The organism is Candidatus Omnitrophota bacterium, from assembly GCA_013791745.1.
Taxonomy (GTDB): Bacteria; CG03; CG03; order CG03; family CG03; genus CG03.
On record VMTH01000004.1, the window covers coordinates 1 to 18,470 of the forward strand.

The following is an 18,470-nucleotide window of genomic DNA, read 5'->3' on the forward strand; positions in this document are numbered from 1 at the left end:
AAAGCCCGGCACCATTACCATTATTATTTTTGGAGCTTTTTCAGGAAAATGATTTTGTTGTCGTTGGCGCCATAAAAATTCGGCAGTTCGGCGATTTTCTCAAAGCCGGATTTTAAGTAGAACTTACGGGTAGACTCATAAAGGGGGCGCGAAGAAGTGTCTGCCCATATATATTTTCCCGACATTCGTGCGATATCCTTAACGGCCATATCCATCAATGTTTTGCCGGTTCCTTTGCTCTGCTGAGTTTTATGTACCGCAACCCAGTACAAATCAAAACTATCGTCAGTGCAGGGGATTTTCCCGTAGCAGGAGAAGGCGCAAGGCTGATTGTTTATTTCGGCGATATTAAAAATATAGCCGCTTTTTTCCCCGCCTTTAGTAAGATTCTCATTAACCAGCTCCATGGCGATAGCTATTTCGTGATTATAGAAAAAGCCGGTAGACCGCAAGATCTCACTTACCGCATCAATATCAGTCGCTTTTAATTTTGATCTAAATTCCATCTTCAGTTCAGATCGGACAGTATCCTTTCAACCATTGTTTCAACGCTGTAGCCCGCCTGTTTGACCGCCGCGACAAAACCGCTGTTTTCCGCTATACAGGGATTGCCGTTGATTTCCAGGATATACACATTATTATCTTCGTCTACCCTGAAATCAATACGGGCATACCCTTTTAAACTGAAAACTTTCCAGCATCTCCCGCAAATATCAATAAGTTTGTCTTTTAACAGGATATCCTTATCTGCTGTGCCAAAAACCCTGTTGGTGTTTTTATACTCTTCGCTGTTCTCATCCCACTTGGCTTCATAGCCGATGATCTTGTGTTTATCGTCAAAAAAAGATGAAAATATCATTTCCGCCGGAGGCAATACTTCAGCTTTACCGCCATTAGCTAATACGCTTACATTGAATTCCCGTCCGTTTATAAATTCTTCAACGAAATAATGAGTAGGGGATAATTTAGAGATTTTATCCAGCTTTGCTGTTTCCGAGATGGTAAAGATGTAGTCGTTACTTATTCCTACCGAGGCTTCTTCCCAGATAGGTTTTGCGATGTATGTTTTATGAGGATTTAAGCCGCTTAGCGCGTTTATAGAAAAATATCCGGCAGTCGGAAGACCGTTCATCTGCATGATTTTTTTTGAGAGGACCTTATTAGTGGTAATAAACAAAGCCTCTAATGGCGTTCCCGTATAGGGAATCTTCAGCAGATTCAAAAGCGCCGGCGCGAAATAGATCAATTCACTTTTTCCCCATATAGCTTCCACGAGATTAAATACGATATCGGGTTTTGCAGAAGTTATTTTTTCAAGGCTTTTCTGCAGGTCATCTTCTACGGTCAGACAATTCACATCATATCCTATTGTTAGGCAGGAACTTCTTATCAGGTCTCTTTGCGCCAGCACATCCAGCTCATCAGGCGTATTATTTTTTATCTGGTTGTGAATAACCGCGATTTTTTTCTTCATACTTTGAAATGCCGCTTGATAGCCGATTTTAGAATAGCGGCAATGAGCTCCTGATAAGGAATAGCATTGAGGCGGCAAAGTATGGGCAGGTCAGAACTTATAGGATTGAGCCCGGCCAATGGATTGACTTCAATAAAACTTATTTTTCCATGCCGGTCAGTCTTCACATCAATTCTGCCGCCGTCAAGGCAATCCAGGGCTTTCCATGCCTGTAATGCCGCCTGTTTGCATTCCTCAAAGATTTCTCCTTTTATGGCTGTATACTCGACAGCATCCGCATAGTTCTCTTTATTTTCATATGTGTATATTTTTTCCCCGGACTGTTTGGTAACGATCTCTATTGCTCCCGGCACATAAGCTTCCTCTCCCGTTCCCAGAACCCCCACGGTAAATTCACGCCCCGGTAAGTATTCTTCAACTAAAACCGGCTGGTTGAATTCAGAGAGCAAACGGGCGCAAACTTTTTTTAACTCCGCGGGCGACTTAATCAGGGAAGCCGGGTCAATGCCTTTTCCTGTTCCTTCCGAAACAGGTTTGACAAAAAGAGGGTATTCAAGATTTATTTTCTCTATATCCGACAATTGTGATACTACGAAAAATGCGGGAGTATTTACTCCGCTGGCTCTGACTATTTGTTTGGCAAATGCTTTGTTCAATGCGACTCCCAGAGTAACCGGCCCCGAAAACACATAAGGTATTCTGAATGAATCCAAAAGAGCGGGAACGAGAGATTCCCGTCCCGCGCCGTAAAGGCCTTCGGCGATATTAAAAACCATATCCACTTAACGCCTTTCAAAAGTTTTTCCATCAGGCTCCGGGCATTACCTATGCGTTCGGTTTTGTGACCCGCGTTCTGAATGGCTTGTTCAAGCCCCGCGATGGTGCTCTCTTTATCAAATTCGGCTGTTTCTTCAAGAGTATAGCCATGGGCAATGTAATCTGTTCTTAAATCGAAAGTCAGTCCGATGTTCATCGTTTGTTATTTGTCCGGCAGGATAAAAATCCCTCAAAAAAGCATCTGGCATTGACGCCCAATGTCCGGTTTTTATAGCCGCCTTCCTGTATAAATAATGTCGGAAAAGAAAGCTTCCCGATTTCGGCGCCATTGTTTTTGAAGTCGGAATATTTCAGTGACCAGGTCCCCGTCGGGTCACCTTTCGCGATATCAAAACCAAGGCTTATTATTAAATAGTCCGGGGCAAAAGCTGTAATTCTTTTGGCCGCTTTTTTAAGGGTGGCAAGGTATTCTTCCCCCGTTAAAGTTTCCTTTAGCGGGAAATTCAAGTTGAAGCCTTCACCCTCTCCTTCGCCGGTCTCATCCGCGAATCCTGTAAAATAGGGGTATGCAAACGAGGGGTTCCCGTGAATAGATACGGTTAAGACATCTTTTCTGCTATAAAAAATAGATTGATGCCCGTTACCGTGGTGATAATCAATGTCCAATATGGCGACTTTACCATAACCTGAAAGAAAATCCGCGGCGATGGAAGCATTATTGAAATAACAAAACCCGCCGAAAACATCTCTTTCGGCATGATGCCCCGGAGGCCTCACAAGGGCGTACGCGGAATGATATCCTCCCAGTAACAGTTCCGCACCCGTAAGAGCGCAGTTTACTCCCGCCCGCGCCGCCAAAAAAGCATTTTTATTGAGAGGAGTAAATGTATCAATGCAATAATATCCCGCCAGCACTGAATAATCGTGCGGCGGCCTTGTGGCATTTCTAACCGGGAAAACATAAGGGTAAATTGATTTGCCTTCCGGGAATTTTTCACAAACTTTTTTAAAATAATTGAAATATTTCGGGTTATGCACATCCGTGATATGTTTATCCGGATACCCTCTTGACGGCCTTATTTGAAATATATTAAGTTTTTCAATTTCTTTTAAGATGCTGTTTATCCGGATAGGCGATTCTATATAACCTCTTTCACGGACATGATGAATATGGTGTTTGTCATTGATTATCAGCGGGATTTTATTTCTTATGTCATCAAAATTTTCGATAGGCCTTTCTTTTGAAACATATTTAAAATCCCTTAATCGGACAGGGTTGTCAGAAATGGAAGCGATAACCATATTGATATAGTCCTCAGGACAATATTTGGGATATTTCCGCTCTAAGACAGCCCTGACGATCTTTTTCGTTTGCCGGGCGGATAAGCTTATGCCGTTCCCCAAATCGTCAAAGACAAGATAAGGAGGGCAATCGTCGTCAGGGTTAACAAGCGTCTCATATTTCGTTCCCGCAATCGGCCTGGCGCCGTATCTTTCGTAAAAAGCAAGCCGCGCCCGGTTTTGTTTTATTGCGGTCTTATCCCTGCAAAGTTTTTCATCATCGGGAAGGCATTCCATAAAAATACCGGTTGATTTCAGGAGTTGAGCTTCTTTACGGAGTCTTTCGTAAAGAGCGCCGCCTATCCCCGAAGATGTTCTGCCGGGTTTTACCGCTATATAGTCCAAATAGCAGATGTTTATATCGGGCATATAAAACATTATGGCAAAACCTTTGATATTTGATCTGCCGTCTTCGGCAACAAACAGGCTGGATGAAAATCTGTACTTTAAAGGATCTTTCATCTGTTCAAGGATCTCGTTGATCTTTTCTTCGTTTACATACGGGAAATGTATCCTCAGGATGCCGAAAACCTGCTCAATGGCCTGTTTATTTGAAGGAAGAAGTGAATCTGTTACCTTCCTTATCTTAAAACTCATTTTACGGGATCATAATATTTATAGGTATTGCCTTCAAAATTCCTTATTAATATATGATCACCGTCGCGCCCCAGATAATATTCCGGCAGGAGAGGGATCTTGCCTCCGCCGCCCGGCGTATCAATAACATAATGAGGAACGGCATAACCGCTGATAAAACCCCTCAAGCCTTGTATTATTTCGAGCCCCTTTGCGACAGGAGTACGAAAATGAGAGGAGCCCGGGATCGGGTCGCATTGATATATGTAATAAGGCCTTATTCTGTTCTTCAGGAGTTTGAGCATCAGTTCTTTCATGGTTTCAACATTGTCGTTTATGTCCTTTAGAAGCACCGTCTGGCTCCCCATAACTATACCCGCATTTGCAATCCGGGAGCAGGCCTCGCTGACTTCCGCTGTTATTTCGTCAGGGTGGATGAAATGTATGCTCATATAAAGAGGGGCGTGTTTTTTGAGCATTTTGATAAAATTATTTGTTATACGCTGCGGAAGCGCGACGGGGACCTTGGTTCCAATGCGTATGATCTCTACATGCGGGATAGCGCGTATGGATGAGAGAAGGAACTCTATGTGTTTATCAGGCATAGTCAGAGGATCCCCTCCCGAAATTACCACATCACGGATTTGAGTGTTATTTTTGATGTATTCTATTGATTTTTCCCAGGCCTTCACGCCGTAATGTTTTTTATCCTTGAGCACCATATGGGACCGCGTACAATATCTGCAGTACACGGAACAGAATCCTGTAGAAAGAAGCAGCACCCTGTCAGGGTAGCGGCGAACGAGGTTATATACCGGGCACATTGATTCTTCATGTAAAGGGTCGGATTCTTCTTCCGGTGAGACTATCAATTCAAGTTTACTGGGAACAACTGATTTGGTGAGCGCATAATTTTTAGGCGTGCCGTAGAGCAGGCTTGCATAGTAGGGGGTGATGCGGAGAGGAAGCTTCCTTGACTTTGCTAAAAAATCCACGTCGTCAATATTTTCAAGGTCCAGTATCTCGGACAGTTTTTTAAAACTTGTATAACTGTTCTGGATCTGCCAGCGCCAGCTGTTCCATTGCCTATCGTTAGCCGACGGGAAAAACTGTTTCCGGAAAGCGGCTGTTACGGGATTTATGATATCAAAATCTGAAGACGGTATCTCTGTTTTACTGAAAGGTATTTCTTCGGTAACGTCTGTACCTAGTTGTATTTCAATCAGGCCTAAGTCGTTATTAGAGGGAGGCTCGGCACTTTCTTGCAAACTGTCATTCATAATTTTTTATTATAGCGGTTTTTAACCCGGGAGGCAAGCAGATCTGCCCTTTCTCCAACTCTCCCCGCGGCAGCAGGCAGAGATAACTGTAAATCGCTTCATGGAGTATACGCATGGTTTCATTTATAAGGATACATTTTTCGCGGCGTTTGCGCAATTTGCCCTGGCGGCCACTGACTTTTTTTCTTGCGGCGGAATTATACCTTTTTCGGCGGTATTTTAGTATTATCCAAGGCAAGGGCTGTTAAAACAGAAATAAAATTGCTAAAATCCGCAATATGGAGATTTATTGATATGGGCACAATAAGGAAAAAAGGGCTGCGCGCGTTTACCGGGATTTTTTTCTTTTCCCTGGCCGCGTTTTTCTATGCCGATTTTACAGCCGTCATTCATGCCGCTACGCCGGCGGAAATGGAAAAGATCTTTGACCGGGCCGCTGATAAATATCTCGCCAAAGACTGGCCGGGAGCCATAGAGGATTTAAAAAAAGTCATAGCTGATGATCCGGGCAATCTCCGTGCCGTGGGGCTTTTGGGAAGGGCGCTTACTTCGCAGGCCGCAGACCTGGCCGCAAAAGGGGAACTGGAAAAAGCTCTCCGCGTAGTTGATGAAGCGCTGACTTACTCGCCCGAACTCAAGGACGCGGCGGACACTAAAACAAAAATAGCTAAGGAGATAAAACAGCAGGAAGAAAAAGACGCTGAAGGCCGCAGCCGCAGGGCTTATGCCGAGCAGAGAAGAAAAGAAGAAGAGGCCGCCCGCCGGGCGCAGGAAGAAGAATACAACAAAAAAATAGAGAATGAGAGGCGTCAGCGCGAACTGAGAGAAAAAAATCTCCTGGAACAGGTTAACCGCCAGAGCAAGGAAATACTGGACAGAAAAGAGGAGATAGAGATCCTGCGCCAGCAGACGAACATGATAGCCACAAAGTGGCTGATGTATTTTTCCATAGCGGTGCTACTGTCTATAGCGGTCAGTTATTATGTTTCATCCAAAATAGTCGATAATATCGCATCCCGCACCCGCCGGCAGCTTGCGGACAGTTCCGACAGGATGACGGAACTTGTAAATGACCTTGCGCAGAAAAGCAACGCGACGGAATCTCTGACAGAGTTAAAAAACTCTCATGCCGAGATCGTTTCCCAGCTCGCGAATCAGCGGTCAAACCCGATGGAGGAAAAACTGCTCGCCCAGACGGAAAATCTTATCAAAGTCGTGGAACAGGCGCAGGGCGCCTCTGACGGCGCGGTGAATAACATAGAGTTTGACGATGTCATTTCCAGGCGTGTGATAACGGATATTTCGCCGGCCAACAGGTCAAGGGCGAAAAGTGTGGTCTCAATAGCTCAGACAATAAACAACCCGTCTCTGGCGGCGCGGCTGATCGCGCCCTATCTCAATGACGGCAATAACAGGGTGCGCGCCACGGCGGCGGTGGAAATGTTCAAGTTCGATCCGGCCGCAGCGGAAAACACGCTCAAAGACATGACCGCTTCGGAGAGCAAGTGGGACAGGCTTTCGGCCGCCTGGGCGGCGGGCGAGATAGCCCAGCTTTCGGTCATGGAAACGCTTGAAATCCTCATTGAGGATTATGAACCTCTGGTGAAAGCGCGGGCGGTAGCCGCGGCAAAGAAAGCCGAGGAAAAAATGAAAGGCAAGTTCCCAGCGACGCTGAGAGTAAAGCTCAGCCGCGGGAAATAGGGGGTATTATGAGTGGTCTTGGTGGTTTTTTTCCGTTAGCGGTAATCGTTGTTATAATATTGTTCAACGCCGTAAGAATCGTTAAAGAATACGAGAGGGGCGTTGTTTTCCGTCTCGGCCGGCTTGTGGGAGCGCGGGGTCCCGGGCTTTTTTTTCTTATCCCCGGACTTGAAAAAATGGACAAGATAGACCTGCGAGTTATAACGCTGGATGTGCCTTCGCAGGAAGTGATCACGAAAGACAATGTGCCGGTAAAAGTGAATGCCGTGTGCTATTTCAGGGTTATGGATCCGGAAAAAGCGATTGTTGAAATAGAGGATTTTGTAATGGCGACGAGCCAGATCTCTCAAACAACACTCAGGAGCGTCATCGGTCAGGCGGATCTTGACGAGGTGCTGTCGTCCAGAAATAAAATCAACACGGAACTTCAGAAAATAATTGATCAGGCCACCGACCCGTGGGGAATCAAGGTGTCCCGGGTTGAGATAAAAGATGTGCAGCTTCCCGCGGATATGCAGAGGGCCATCGCCCGTCAGGCGGAAGCCGAACGCGACCGCCGCGCTAAAGTGATACACGCGCAGGGGGAATTTGAGGCGTCCGTCAAACTCACCGAAGCGGCCAAGATCATAGACCAGTCGCCGTCGGCCATACAGCTGAGATATCTTCAGACGCTCACCGAAATAGCCACGGAGAACAATTCGGTCACGATTTTTCCCGTGCCGATAGATATCCTGAGGGCAATAACGCAGAAAAAAAGCTGACTTTTTAAAACTTCGGCCTGAAGATACAGGGTAGCAAAACGATGCGGAGGAGGGTATGTAGGAAATGCTTAGATTTTTTGCGCGGTTTGCCCTCCCCGCAGGCTTGTTTTTGATTTGCGCGGGTTTACTGCGGGCGAATTTTCTTGACATTCCTGTCGGCGCAAAAGCGGCGGCTCTTGGGGGCGCTTTTTCTTCTTTTCCGGATGACGGCAGTATTTTGAAATGGAACCCGGCGGGGCTTGCGAAAATAAATCAAAAGCAGATTTATATTGCGCATATGCCGTTGTGGCTGGATACGGATTTTAGTTTTTTCTCGTATGTTCAGCCGTCTTTAAAAAAGGAACAAACCTTTGCCGCCGGATTTTGCCGTTTGGTGAGCGGAGGTTTTATCGCGAGGCAGTCAATTTTTGACGCGGGGGAAGAATTTGATATTGCGCATCATGCGGTTCTTCTTTCGGGAGCGAGGAAAATTTCAAACAAAATATACACGGGGGCGAATTTCAAATTTATCAATTCACGGATATACAGGAAAAGCGCTTTCGGGTATGGTTGTGATGCGGGATTATTTTCTGATTTTAAGGAAAATATGACCGCCGGACTTTTTGTTGAGAATTTAATTACACCGTCTCTTTCATGGGAAACAGAAAGAGAAAAATTCTCCCGGATTTTTTCGGCGGGAAGTTCATATAAGTTCAAAAACTACTTATTCGTTCTTAATCTCAGAAAGGAAAAAAATATCCCGCTTGAGAAAGGGGCCGGCGCTGAATACACGAAGGGAATTTTCAGCTTAAGAGGGGGTTTTAATGAGAATTTCAGGTTCGGCGCGGGAATAAAAAAGAATTCTTTTTCATTCAATTACTGCTTTGCTTTTCACGATCTCGGCGGAAATCACACGTTTGATTTTGCGCGGAGCTTCGGCCAGACAAGGGGCGAAAAGATAAAGAAAATTACAAAAAGATACGCTAAAAACCTTTCAAAAAATTATTTCAAAAAAGGCCTCGAATACTACAACCAACAGAAGTATGAACTGGCTCTTGCGGAGTGGGATAAGGCGCTGATATGGACCCCTGAAAATAACGAAATTAAACAGCGCCTTGATGAGGTTTCCGAACAGCTGGATATTCTTGTCAACAGAAAGCTTCTTGAACGGCATCTGACAGCCGGTTATAAGTTTTATTCACAAGGAGAACTACGGGAATCGCTTAAAGAATGGGAGAGCGTTCTTCTCTTTGACCCGCTAAACGAGCGGGCAAATGAATACATTTCAAAAATTAAAGAAAAATTCGGCGATGAGGAAAGGCGGGCGCTTGAGGAAAAAATGCTTTTAGGGAAACAGGTGAGGGTAAACGTTTTGATTGAGAAAGGAGAGGGGTTTCTTTCAAAAGATAAACCGAATGAGGCAATCAAAGTGTTTAAAGAAGCTTTGAGATTTGCTCCGGATCACAAAGGTCTTTCCACTCTTCTAATAAAAGCTGAAAAGGAAAAAGATACGCTTTTTGAAAAATATTTTTCAAAAGGACAGGATTTTTACGGCCGGAAAAATTATGCAGATGCTGTAAAAAATATAAAATATGCGCTCACATTTAAGGAAAGCGAACAGGCTATTGACCTGCTTAGCCGGATAAAACAGGAATCGGCAAAGGAACTGCCAAAGGTGAGCCAATCGGAAATTGACAAAATGTATTATCTTTCGGCTGATCTCTATTTTAAACAACAGTATGAAGAAGCGGGGAAAATTCTTGATGAAATCCTGAAAAAAGCTCCGCTGAATGAAAACGCGTTGAAATTAAAAGAGAAAGTTGCCGCCACGCTTGAGGTGATTAAAAAATGACAGGAAGAATATTCAATGCGGCGAAAAGAATTTTTTTAGGATTTCTAATTGCAATGATTTTCATCGGCAATCTTTTTTCTCTTGAAAGAACATGGACAAACGGTAATCTTACTTCTATCGCAAGTGATCCCGCTAACTGGTTTTCAATATCAGGCCCGGGCGTTCCGCAGGACGGGGACAGCGTTCTTTTTGACGGAAATATCGACAATTGCTTTTGGGATATTTCTCCTGAAATTTCGTCTTTTACAGTAACGACAAATTATATGGGCATCATAAATATAACTGTGTCAAGTTTTTCCGTCACTTCAAAATTTTCGCTTCAAAACGGAAATTTTAATTTGAAATTTTCAACAATAAATTTCGGCGGCGATTTTGAAAGAGGCGCTTTTGCCAATTTTGATTCCGGCGGCGGCAGGTGCGTTTTTAACGGGACATCGCTCCAGAAAATATCAATTACGGGAGGAGTGATAGGCCCTGTTCAGACATTTAATGATTTTGAAATTTATTCTTCAAGCGGGGTTTTATCGGAAGTTAATATTGAAGTTCTCGGCGATTTTCAAATCTCATCCGGCGCCTTCAGTTTAGGAGGTAATGAAGCCGGAATTCACGGGGATTTCACGGTAAAAGCCGGAAGCATTCTTCCCAACGGAAGTTTTGTTTTCAAAGGGGGAGAAACTCAAAATATTGAAGTCATTCCGCAGGTGAATATAGATTCTTTTGTAATTGTATCTTCTTCGGATGTGCGCTTTATTTCGGATGTTTCTTCGGTGAATTCTTTAACCGTTGAAACGGGAAAGCTGAAAATACAAAACCATAAATTTGAGGCGGATGCGGTTGTGATTGAGAACGCGGGGCAGTTTATCGTCTTAAATTCAACGATTGCAGGTTCTGGAGCGAATTATCTGAATTTTCTTTCCTCGGGGATTTTGAGTTTCACTAATCTTGTTATTGAACAGGCGGATTCCATTACAATTTCAAACGGTTTCGTGTCGCTGTCCAAAATTATTTTCAAAGACCTCTTCCCGGGGGCAACAGCGCTCAATTTTCTTTTGAAGGATGACATAATTTATAATTTTTCTGATTTTTCTTTTGATGACACAGTAGGAATAAATTTTTGCGCGACGGCCAAAACATCAGGGGAAATCAATTTTATAAATTCCGCGGGAGCAAAAGCGGGGCCTTGTTTTGAAAACGATCCTAACGGGGTTGTTTTCTGGGGAGACAGCTCTCCCCCCTCATCATCAATCACCTCGTTCGCCGACGGAAAAAGTTATAATATTTCCGGAATCAATCCCGTATCGGGACTTGCCTCCGACACCGGCTGGGGCGTGAAAAATGTTGAGCTGAGAATTTATGATAATGATGCAGGTCTTTATTGGTTTGAAGAATTAGGGAAATGGCTTGGGAATTCCCAGTGGAATATCGCGGAAGGCGCCGGCTCATGGCAGTTCAACACGGGAAATGTTTCTTTCAGCCAGAATCACGAATATCTGCTGAATTCCAGAGCTATTGATTGGGATGAAAATACTGAGGTCAATTTTTCCACCAAAACAGTTTTTTACGATAATGTTTCCCCGTGCGCTGTTTCAGAGCTTTCCGCTTTTCCCGGCGAAGATGAAGGGGAAATTTCTCTGACATGGTCCGCTCCGGGTGACGACGGCACAAGCGGCAATTTTACGGGCAAATTTAGAATAGATTACAGTACAAAGACGGATTATGAATTTCAAAGCGCGAATTACAAATTGCAAATTTCCACAGAAGACTGTAAACCGTTAAGCGGTTGGGGATACACTATTACAGGGCTGATGCCAGCCGCTACATATTATTTCAGGTTGTGGGCAGCGGATGAAGTGCCGAATATATCCGTGATTTCAAACGGCGCGACTTCATGGGCTTATATCCAGCCGCCCAGCGCGCCTCAATTCGCCGGTGAGGCCGTTTCCGCTTTAAAAATTGACTGGCGCTGGAATGATGTTGAAAAAGAAAGCGGTTATCATTTGAGAAATGAAAGCGGGGAAATTATAGAAACACTCGCGGAAGAGGCGACTTTTTTTGTTGAAGGAAATCTTTCACCGAACGCTTCCTATTGGCGGCATGTTGAGGCATATAATATTTCGGGCTCAAGTTTTAGTAATTCTGCCGTTGTTTATACGCACGCAAAAAAGCCGGTTGAAGAGGAATTTTCGGGTATAACATCAGGCAATATAACAGCGAACTGGACGAGTAACGGCAATTCGCCTTATACGGAATACTTCTGTGAATGCTCGTCAGTTTCCGCCGGCGGCCCTTTCTTTGAGGATTCCGGATGGATTGTAAATTACGGCTATGAGTTTTCGGGATTGACTGCGGTCACCGATTATTATTTCAGGACGAAAGCGAAAAACGGTGATGGTTTTTCTACGGAATGGGTTTTCCTCGGTTCCACGAAAACACTTTCCCCTGTTCAAAACGCTCCCGCGGCGCCGTCAGAATTTGAGGGCGCCGTTCTCTCGGATGCGCGGATAAAATGGGCATGGAAGGATAATTCATCCGGTTCTTCGCAAGAGGACGGTTTTAGAATTTACACCGCGACAGGCGGATGGATAAAAGAACTCTCTCCGGACACGACTTTTTTTGTTGAAGGAAATCTTTCGCCGAATGCGGAATACGCGCGTTCTTGCGAAGCATATAATGTTAAAGGCTCAAGCGGCTCATCAATTTCTTCCGCATGGACTTTTTCAAAAAAGCCGTCAAACCTTTATTTTACAAACATATCGTCGGTTGCTATTACGTCAAACTGGAATTCAAACGCAAATCCGCCGGGGACGGAATATCAGATTGACTGCTCTGAAAATAAAATTTTTTCCGTAATAAAAGCGTCTTCAAACTGGATTACGAATTTAAGTTTCAAATCCGGCGGTCTTTCGCCGGGAACAAAATATTATTTCAGAGTGCGTTCAAAAAATTCCGTCAGCGAAACGAGCCCTTATTTGGAAAATTCGGTTACCACGCTTTCCCCCGACAGCATCAAACCGGCGAAAATAACGTCTCTTTCCGCCGTAACCGGCGCAGATGAAGGCGAAATAAATCTTTACTGGATTGCCCCCGGCGACGACGGAACGGAAGGTGATCTTCACAATAGTTTTTTTACGATTTATTACGCCACTTTTGCCGTCGGGAATCTGTCCGAGGCGAACACTTTGGTGATAAGCACAAACACAGGCGCTCTTTCAAATCAGTCAAAAACGATTACAGGGCTTTTTCCGGGGAAAACGCACTATTTTGGAATAAAAACAACGGATGATTCGGGAAACACATCCGTTCTTTCAAGCACGGTTTCCGCTTCCGCCTGTGATCTTCCGCCGGCTATACCGGCGGGGCTGGCGCTTTCGCCGGGAAACGGAAAGATTTTTGTGTCATGGAATGAAAACGCCGAGACTGACATAAAGGAGTATCACGTTTATTATTCAACAACATCCGGCGTTTCGGAAACAAATTTTATTGCGAAAATTTCAACGGAGAGCGCGTCGGTTGTTCTTGACGGTCTTACTAACGGGACGGTTTATTTTGTGAGAATGAAGGTTTCCGACATCGGAGATAAGTTCAGCGATTTCTCGGTTGAAAAATCAACCGCGCCTTCCCAGCCGGGAGCGCCGACGCGTTTGGTTCTTTCTCTCGGCTGGAGGCAGACGCACCCCGGCGATGAGTTCCCTATAGCGGGCGATAATCTTATTATAAGCGTCTACAGTTACGAGGTAAAAGTTGACACATTTACGGGATTGGTGGTCATTGGTACGACAGACCCCGAAGCCGAATTTTTGGAGGTCACATATCAAAACCCCGGAATAGTTTTTAACAACGAAAATGATGAGATTATTCCGCCTAAATTTCTGAAATTCTGGACTGTGGGAACGCACAGGATTACCGCCTGTGTGAAAGACGATGAAGATATAAAAGGCGAAATTGAAATAGAAGTTTTACCCGAAGAGGCCGCCAGTTTTAACATTATAATTTCGTCTTCTTTGACAGTGGGCGCGACAACAATGACGGTTGAGGCAATAGGGAAGAACCTCACCCGCGCGGTAAATTATCAGGGGATTGCCGCTTTTAGCGGCGATTCGTCAATTCAGCTTCCCGTGGAAACACAATTTCAAAGCGAATACGGCGGAATTCACACCTTTGCTGTGACATTCACAAAACCCGGCGATTTCGCAATTAGCGTTTACGACAGGGACGCTTCTCAAATTACCGGCGAAGCTGATGTTTCCGTGGGGGGGTCGGAAGAGTTAAGCTGTTTTGAATTTGTTTTGCCCGGTGAAATTTACTCGGGGCGGAGTTTTTCACTGCTGGTTTCTGCAAGGGACAGTTACGGCAACATTGTCGGTGATTTTTCTGAAACGGTGAATTTTGATATTTCAAGCGGTTTTCTTTACATTGAAAAATTGCCTGTTTTTGAGAGTGGCATATTACAGTCAAATACGATTATAGAATATCAGGGTTCCGGCAGCGTCGTATTATCGGCGTCTTATGAGCAGATTTTAACAACTTCTCCGCTGACGCTTGCTATATTGGGCGCTGATTTGAATGCAATCGCATGGCCTGTTCCGGGCAATCCCGACAGAGAACCAATCAATATCAGATTTTTTCTTAAAGAATCCGCGAAAGCGAAAATAACTATTTATACGCTTGGCGGAAAATTTGTCAGGGATGCTGAAATTCACGGAAGTCCCGGCGCGAATATCTTTCAGTGGCGGGGGAAGGATGATTGGGGAAATTCCGTTTTGAGCGACGGCTACATAGTTTTTATTGAAAAAAAATATCCGTCAGGGACAAAAACGGAAAAATTCAAGATTGCGGTTTTAAGATGAAAATTTCAAAAGTTGCGGTAAAGTTTTCAATAGTCGTTTCATTATTGCTTTTGCTGATTATATTCTTTCTTTCTTCTCTCGTCCTGAAACAAAAAGAAAAAAGTTTTATTATGGAGATGGAATTGAGGACGCGTTTTTTCGGCAGGGCGGTTCAGGAGGCGATTTTCCCCAAAAAAGATCTCTTTCAGGTTCATTTCGCCGTCAACGAGATAATGAGAGAAAAAGGAATAATTTACGCATGCGCGTGGGATGAGAGCGGAAAATTTATTTCTCATTCAATATCCGAAAGGCTTAACAAATTCGCTCAAACCGCTGTCGGCAAAAATGCTGTTGTGTCAAAGGAATTTCTGATTCAGGAATACGAGGAGGAAGGGGAAAGTTTTTATGATTTTGCCTTTCCGCTTCAAATCGGCGACAAAATTATAGGCGGCATAAGAATCGGTTTCTCAAAGCAATCAATGGCGCAGGCACTTGCGGAAGTAAGATTTCAGATTTTAAAAATTGCTGTTTTTGTGCTCGCGCTCGGAATTCTCGTCACAATGCTTGTTATCGGTTTTATGGTAAGGCCTATAAATTATCTTGCCGCCGCCGCAAAAGAAATTGGCGCCGGCAATCTGAAAATTCATGTGAATGAAAAAGGCAAAGACGAAATCGGCGAACTTTCCCGCACATTCAATCAAATGGTTAAGGGGTTGAATGAAAGAGAATTTTTAAGAGAGACATTCGGAAAATATGTAAATCCCGAAGTCGCCCGTCTCGCGCTTGAAAATAAATTGAAATTCGGCGGTGAAAGAAAAAATGTTTCAATTCTTATATCCGACATCAGAGATTTTACGTCCCTTTCCGAAGAAGTTCCCGCGGAAAAACTTATCAAAATGCTTAACGAGTATTTTGACAAAATGGTAGCCGTTATTACCGAAAGAGGAGGCTCAATTGATAAATACATGGGGGATGCTATATTATCCGTTTTCGGGGCGCCTCTCCCGCTTGAAAACCATCCGCTTAATGCTGTTTTATCCGCATGGGAAATGAAAACGGCGCTTGAAAAATTTAATTTGGAACACGATATAAAATTTCGTATGGGGATAGCGGTTCATACAGGCGAGGCAATTGTGGGTAATATCGGCTCTCACAAAAAAATGGAATACACCTGCATCGGTGATCCGGTTAACACGGTGAGCAGGATTGAAAGCCTCAACAAAGAATTTAAGACGGAAATTCTTTTAAGTGAGGACACTTACAGTTTTGTTTCAGAGCGGATTATTGTCAGGGAAATTTCAAATGTTAAAATAAGGGGAAAGAAAAAAGAGATCAATATTTACGAATTGAAAGGGATAAAAGAAATTTAAGATGTCCCCCCGCAATTTTGACAAAGTCCCGCCGTTAAAGTAAAATATCAGATAAATTCGCTTATGTTTGACAATATCTTTATTATGGGAGGCGGTTGCTGGGCAACGGCAGTGGCCTCCGCGCTGCAGGAGGGGGCGTCTATAACCATATGGGAGATAGATCCCGCCCGCCGCGATTATTTCAGAAAGCACGGCCATCCAAAATCTTTTTCTTATGTCAAGCTCCGCGGCGTGAAATTCGCGGATGATTTACAGATACCCGCAGGCACCAATCTTCTGATTGCCGCCGTACCGGCGCAGACTTTAAGGCCCTCTCTTATGAAGATCGCGGATTTCGTGAAAAGAGAACGGCTGCCTGTTCTCGTGCTGAGCAAGGGAATAGAGATACGATCTCTCAAAAGCCTGGACGCTGTGTGCCTTGAAGTTCTCGGAAGGAATGTTCCCGTCGCCGTCATGACCGGTCCCTCGCACGCGGAAGAGCTCGCTGTCAGGCAGCCCACAAGCGTTGTTGTGGCGTCAAAGAACCGCGCGCTCGCCTCAAAGGTGCAGAAACTTTTCACAAGCGATTATTTCAGGCCCTATGTCCAGAGTGACATACGCGGGGCGGCGCTGGGCGGAGCCATTAAAAATGTCATGGCCACGGCCGCCGGTGTTTGCGACGGCCTGGGCCTCGGTATAAACGCGAAAGCCGCGCTTGTCACGCGGGGCCTGGCGGAAATGACGCGGCTGGGAATTTATATGGGGGGAAAACGCGCCACTTTCAGCGGGCTTTCCGGAGTCGGGGATCTTATCGTTACGGCCTTTTCAACGCACAGCAGGAACAGGAATCTCGGCGAGGCGCTGGGCAGGGGAATGACTCTTGAGCAGGCGAAGAAAAAAGTGAAGACCACCGCTGAGGGCGCCGAAACGGTGCGGGCCCTGGTGAAGATAGCGTCAAAGGGAAAAGTGGATGCGCCTATAACTAAGGAACTTTTTGGTATAATGTATAAGGGAAGGCCCGCGCATGAGGCCATAGGGCGGCTGATGGGGCGGGCGGTTAGAAAAGAGGACGGAGAATAGCGCCGGAGGATATTGTGTTATGAATAAAATAGATATAATAGAAGCCGTCAGCGGTGTGACCTGCGCGAAAAGCGAAGCCAATGACGCTGTAAACAAAGTTTTTGAGGTGATAACGGAAGCGCTCCGCCGCAAGGAAAAAGTCGTGGTGCAGAATTTCGGTTCTTTCCATGTGCGACTGAAAAAACCATATGACGCGCGCAATCCGCGGACGGGAGAAAAGGTGCATGTGCCTCCGAGAAATGTCGTGAAATTCACGATTTCTCCCGGAGTTTTTAATGAAGGCGGAGAAAAATGACAGATAAAAATAAAATACTTGAACCCTGCAGATACAGGAAATATGCCGGTATGATCTGCGTCCTTGGAAATGTTTCAAGGTTTATTTCCATACAGGACTGCATAGATTGCGAAGTGCCGAAAGAGAAAAGGGCATCCGACAAAAGAGACACTGATAGAAGAAACCCTGTGAGAGAACGGAGATTCAAAGGCGACCGGGGCCCGGATCGCAGAAAGAAGGACAGGAGAAAAAAGGACATATAATCGGAAATGCATATACCCGGAAAGAAATATTTTACGATAAAGGAAACAAGCGCCATAACGAAGGTACATGCGCATGTCCTCAGATATTGGGAAAAAGAATTCCAGCTCCTCAAACCCGTCCGCCGCGAGAGCGGCCAGCGGCGCTATACCGCCAGTCACATACACATGATCGAACAGATCAAGGATCTTCTTTACAGAAAAAAATTCACGATCGCCGGAGCTAAAAAGGAGATCGTTAAAGCCAAAAAACTGAATCCCCAGATCGAGCTGCCGATGGCGCAGAACCCGGCGGCGATAGAGATGCTGAAAAAAGTTAAAAGCGATCTGAAAACCATTTTTAAAATGCTGGCCAAGGATTGACGCCGGCTTTCCGGTGATTGAATTAAATCTTTTTTTTTGATATTTAAAGGTTCTTCCGGGGTGTGGCCCAGTTGGCTAGGGCGTCCGCCGGAGGCGGAAGGTCGGCGGTAATATAATGTATTTTGCCTATTTTTTGAAAAATAAAAATAGCGGAAAATATTATCATGGCCATACGGATAATTTGGCCCGCCGCCTGTTTGAGCATAACGAGGAAAAAAGGCATTATGCCGGCGTACGCGGCCCTTGGGAAATAGTATATTATGAGGAATTTTCTACGCGCTCAGAGGCGATGAAAAGGGAAAAGTTTTTTAAGGGCGGTTCCGGCCGTGAATTTTTGAAAAATATTTTAAATAAATAAACGGGGTGTGGCCCAGTTGGATAGGGCGTCCGCCGGAGGCGGAAGGTCGGCGGTTATTAAATGTATTTTGTAAACGGGGTGTGGCCCAGTTGGCTAGGGCGCTGCGTTCGGGACGCAGAGGTCGGCGGTTCAAGTCCGCCCACCCCGACCATTTCAAACTTGTTGCGCGATTTTCAAAAAAATTCGGTGAGCGGAGCTCACCGTTCTTTTCGGAATTTC

General features: G+C 44.9%; 14 protein-coding genes, 1 tRNA gene and 1 pseudogene. 11 read left to right on the forward strand and 5 right to left on the reverse strand.

Annotated features, from left to right (window positions below; genetic code table 11):
• Window positions 1–23: 23 nt before the first annotated feature.
• The 5 genes and pseudogenes from FP827_00080 to FP827_00100 all read right to left on the reverse strand — a co-directional run bounded on the left by FP827_00080 (window position 24) and on the right by FP827_00100 (window position 5,448).
• Window positions 24–506: a GNAT family N-acetyltransferase gene (locus FP827_00080; GenBank protein MBA3051485.1), complete on the reverse strand. Its 483-nt coding sequence runs from the start codon at window positions 504–506 to the stop codon at window positions 24–26.
• 2 nt (window positions 507–508) lie between these two features.
• Window positions 509–1,474 (reverse strand): ATP-grasp domain-containing protein, encoded by a 966-nt coding sequence (locus tag FP827_00085; GenBank protein MBA3051486.1) that lies wholly within the window; start codon window positions 1,472–1,474, stop codon window positions 509–511.
• A pseudogene (locus FP827_00090) lies at window positions 1,471–2,447 on the reverse strand (ATP-grasp domain-containing protein). Before FP827_00090 ends, FP827_00085 begins: the two are co-directional and overlap by 4 nt.
• A complete protein-coding gene (locus FP827_00095) occupies window positions 2,444–4,189 on the reverse strand; it encodes a histone deacetylase family protein (protein ID MBA3051487.1) in 1,746 nt (581 codons plus the stop codon). The pseudogene FP827_00090 and the gene FP827_00095 overlap by 4 nt, the downstream one beginning before the upstream one ends.
• The gene (locus FP827_00100) at window positions 4,186–5,448 is read right to left on the reverse strand and encodes a KamA family radical SAM protein (protein ID MBA3051488.1); all 1,263 of its coding nucleotides are present in this window, start codon (window positions 5,446–5,448) and stop codon (window positions 4,186–4,188) included. The genes FP827_00095 and FP827_00100 overlap by 4 nt, the downstream gene beginning before the upstream one ends.
• Window positions 5,449–5,742: 294 nt before the next feature.
• On the opposite strand from FP827_00100, the gene FP827_00105 reads away from it, so the two are divergent.
• The 11 genes from FP827_00105 to FP827_00155 all read left to right on the forward strand — a co-directional run bounded on the left by FP827_00105 (window position 5,743) and on the right by FP827_00155 (window position 18,402).
• Window positions 5,743–7,149, forward strand: a complete 1,407-nt coding sequence (locus FP827_00105) for a hypothetical protein (GenBank protein ID MBA3051489.1) — start codon at window positions 5,743–5,745, stop codon at window positions 7,147–7,149.
• Window positions 7,150–7,157: 8 nt separating this feature from the next.
• Window positions 7,158–7,910, forward strand: a complete 753-nt coding sequence (locus tag FP827_00110; GenBank protein MBA3051490.1) for a slipin family protein — start codon at window positions 7,158–7,160, stop codon at window positions 7,908–7,910.
• Window positions 7,911–7,974: 64 nt separating this feature from the next.
• Entirely contained in the window at window positions 7,975–9,741 is a 1,767-nt protein-coding gene (locus FP827_00115) for a hypothetical protein (GenBank protein MBA3051491.1), read from the forward strand.
• Window positions 9,738–14,588, forward strand: a complete 4,851-nt coding sequence (locus tag FP827_00120) for a hypothetical protein (protein MBA3051492.1) — start codon at window positions 9,738–9,740, stop codon at window positions 14,586–14,588. Before FP827_00115 ends, FP827_00120 begins: the two co-directional genes overlap by 4 nt.
• Complete coding sequence (locus FP827_00125) at window positions 14,585–15,937, forward strand: HAMP domain-containing protein (protein MBA3051493.1); 1,353 nt, start codon at window positions 14,585–14,587, stop codon at window positions 15,935–15,937. The genes FP827_00120 and FP827_00125 overlap by 4 nt, the downstream gene beginning before the upstream one ends.
• Before the next feature lie 63 nt (window positions 15,938–16,000).
• A complete protein-coding gene (locus FP827_00130) occupies window positions 16,001–16,996 on the forward strand; it encodes an NAD(P)-dependent glycerol-3-phosphate dehydrogenase (GenBank protein MBA3051494.1) in 996 nt (331 codons plus the stop codon).
• A gap of 19 nt (window positions 16,997–17,015) precedes the next feature.
• Complete coding sequence (locus FP827_00135; GenBank protein ID MBA3051495.1) at window positions 17,016–17,291, forward strand: HU family DNA-binding protein; 276 nt, start codon at window positions 17,016–17,018, stop codon at window positions 17,289–17,291.
• Window positions 17,288–17,533 (forward strand): hypothetical protein, encoded by a 246-nt coding sequence (locus tag FP827_00140; GenBank protein MBA3051496.1) that lies wholly within the window; start codon window positions 17,288–17,290, stop codon window positions 17,531–17,533. Before FP827_00135 ends, FP827_00140 begins: the two co-directional genes overlap by 4 nt.
• Window positions 17,534–17,539: 6 nt before the next feature.
• Entirely contained in the window at window positions 17,540–17,893 is a 354-nt protein-coding gene (locus FP827_00145; GenBank protein MBA3051497.1) for a MerR family transcriptional regulator, read from the forward strand.
• 115 nt (window positions 17,894–18,008) lie between these two features.
• The gene (locus FP827_00150; GenBank protein MBA3051498.1) at window positions 18,009–18,251 is read left to right on the forward strand and encodes a GIY-YIG nuclease family protein; all 243 of its coding nucleotides are present in this window, start codon (window positions 18,009–18,011) and stop codon (window positions 18,249–18,251) included.
• Between the two features lie 74 nt (window positions 18,252–18,325).
• Window positions 18,326–18,402: transfer RNA gene (locus FP827_00155), tRNA-Pro, on the forward strand.
• Window positions 18,403–18,470 lie beyond the last annotated feature (68 nt).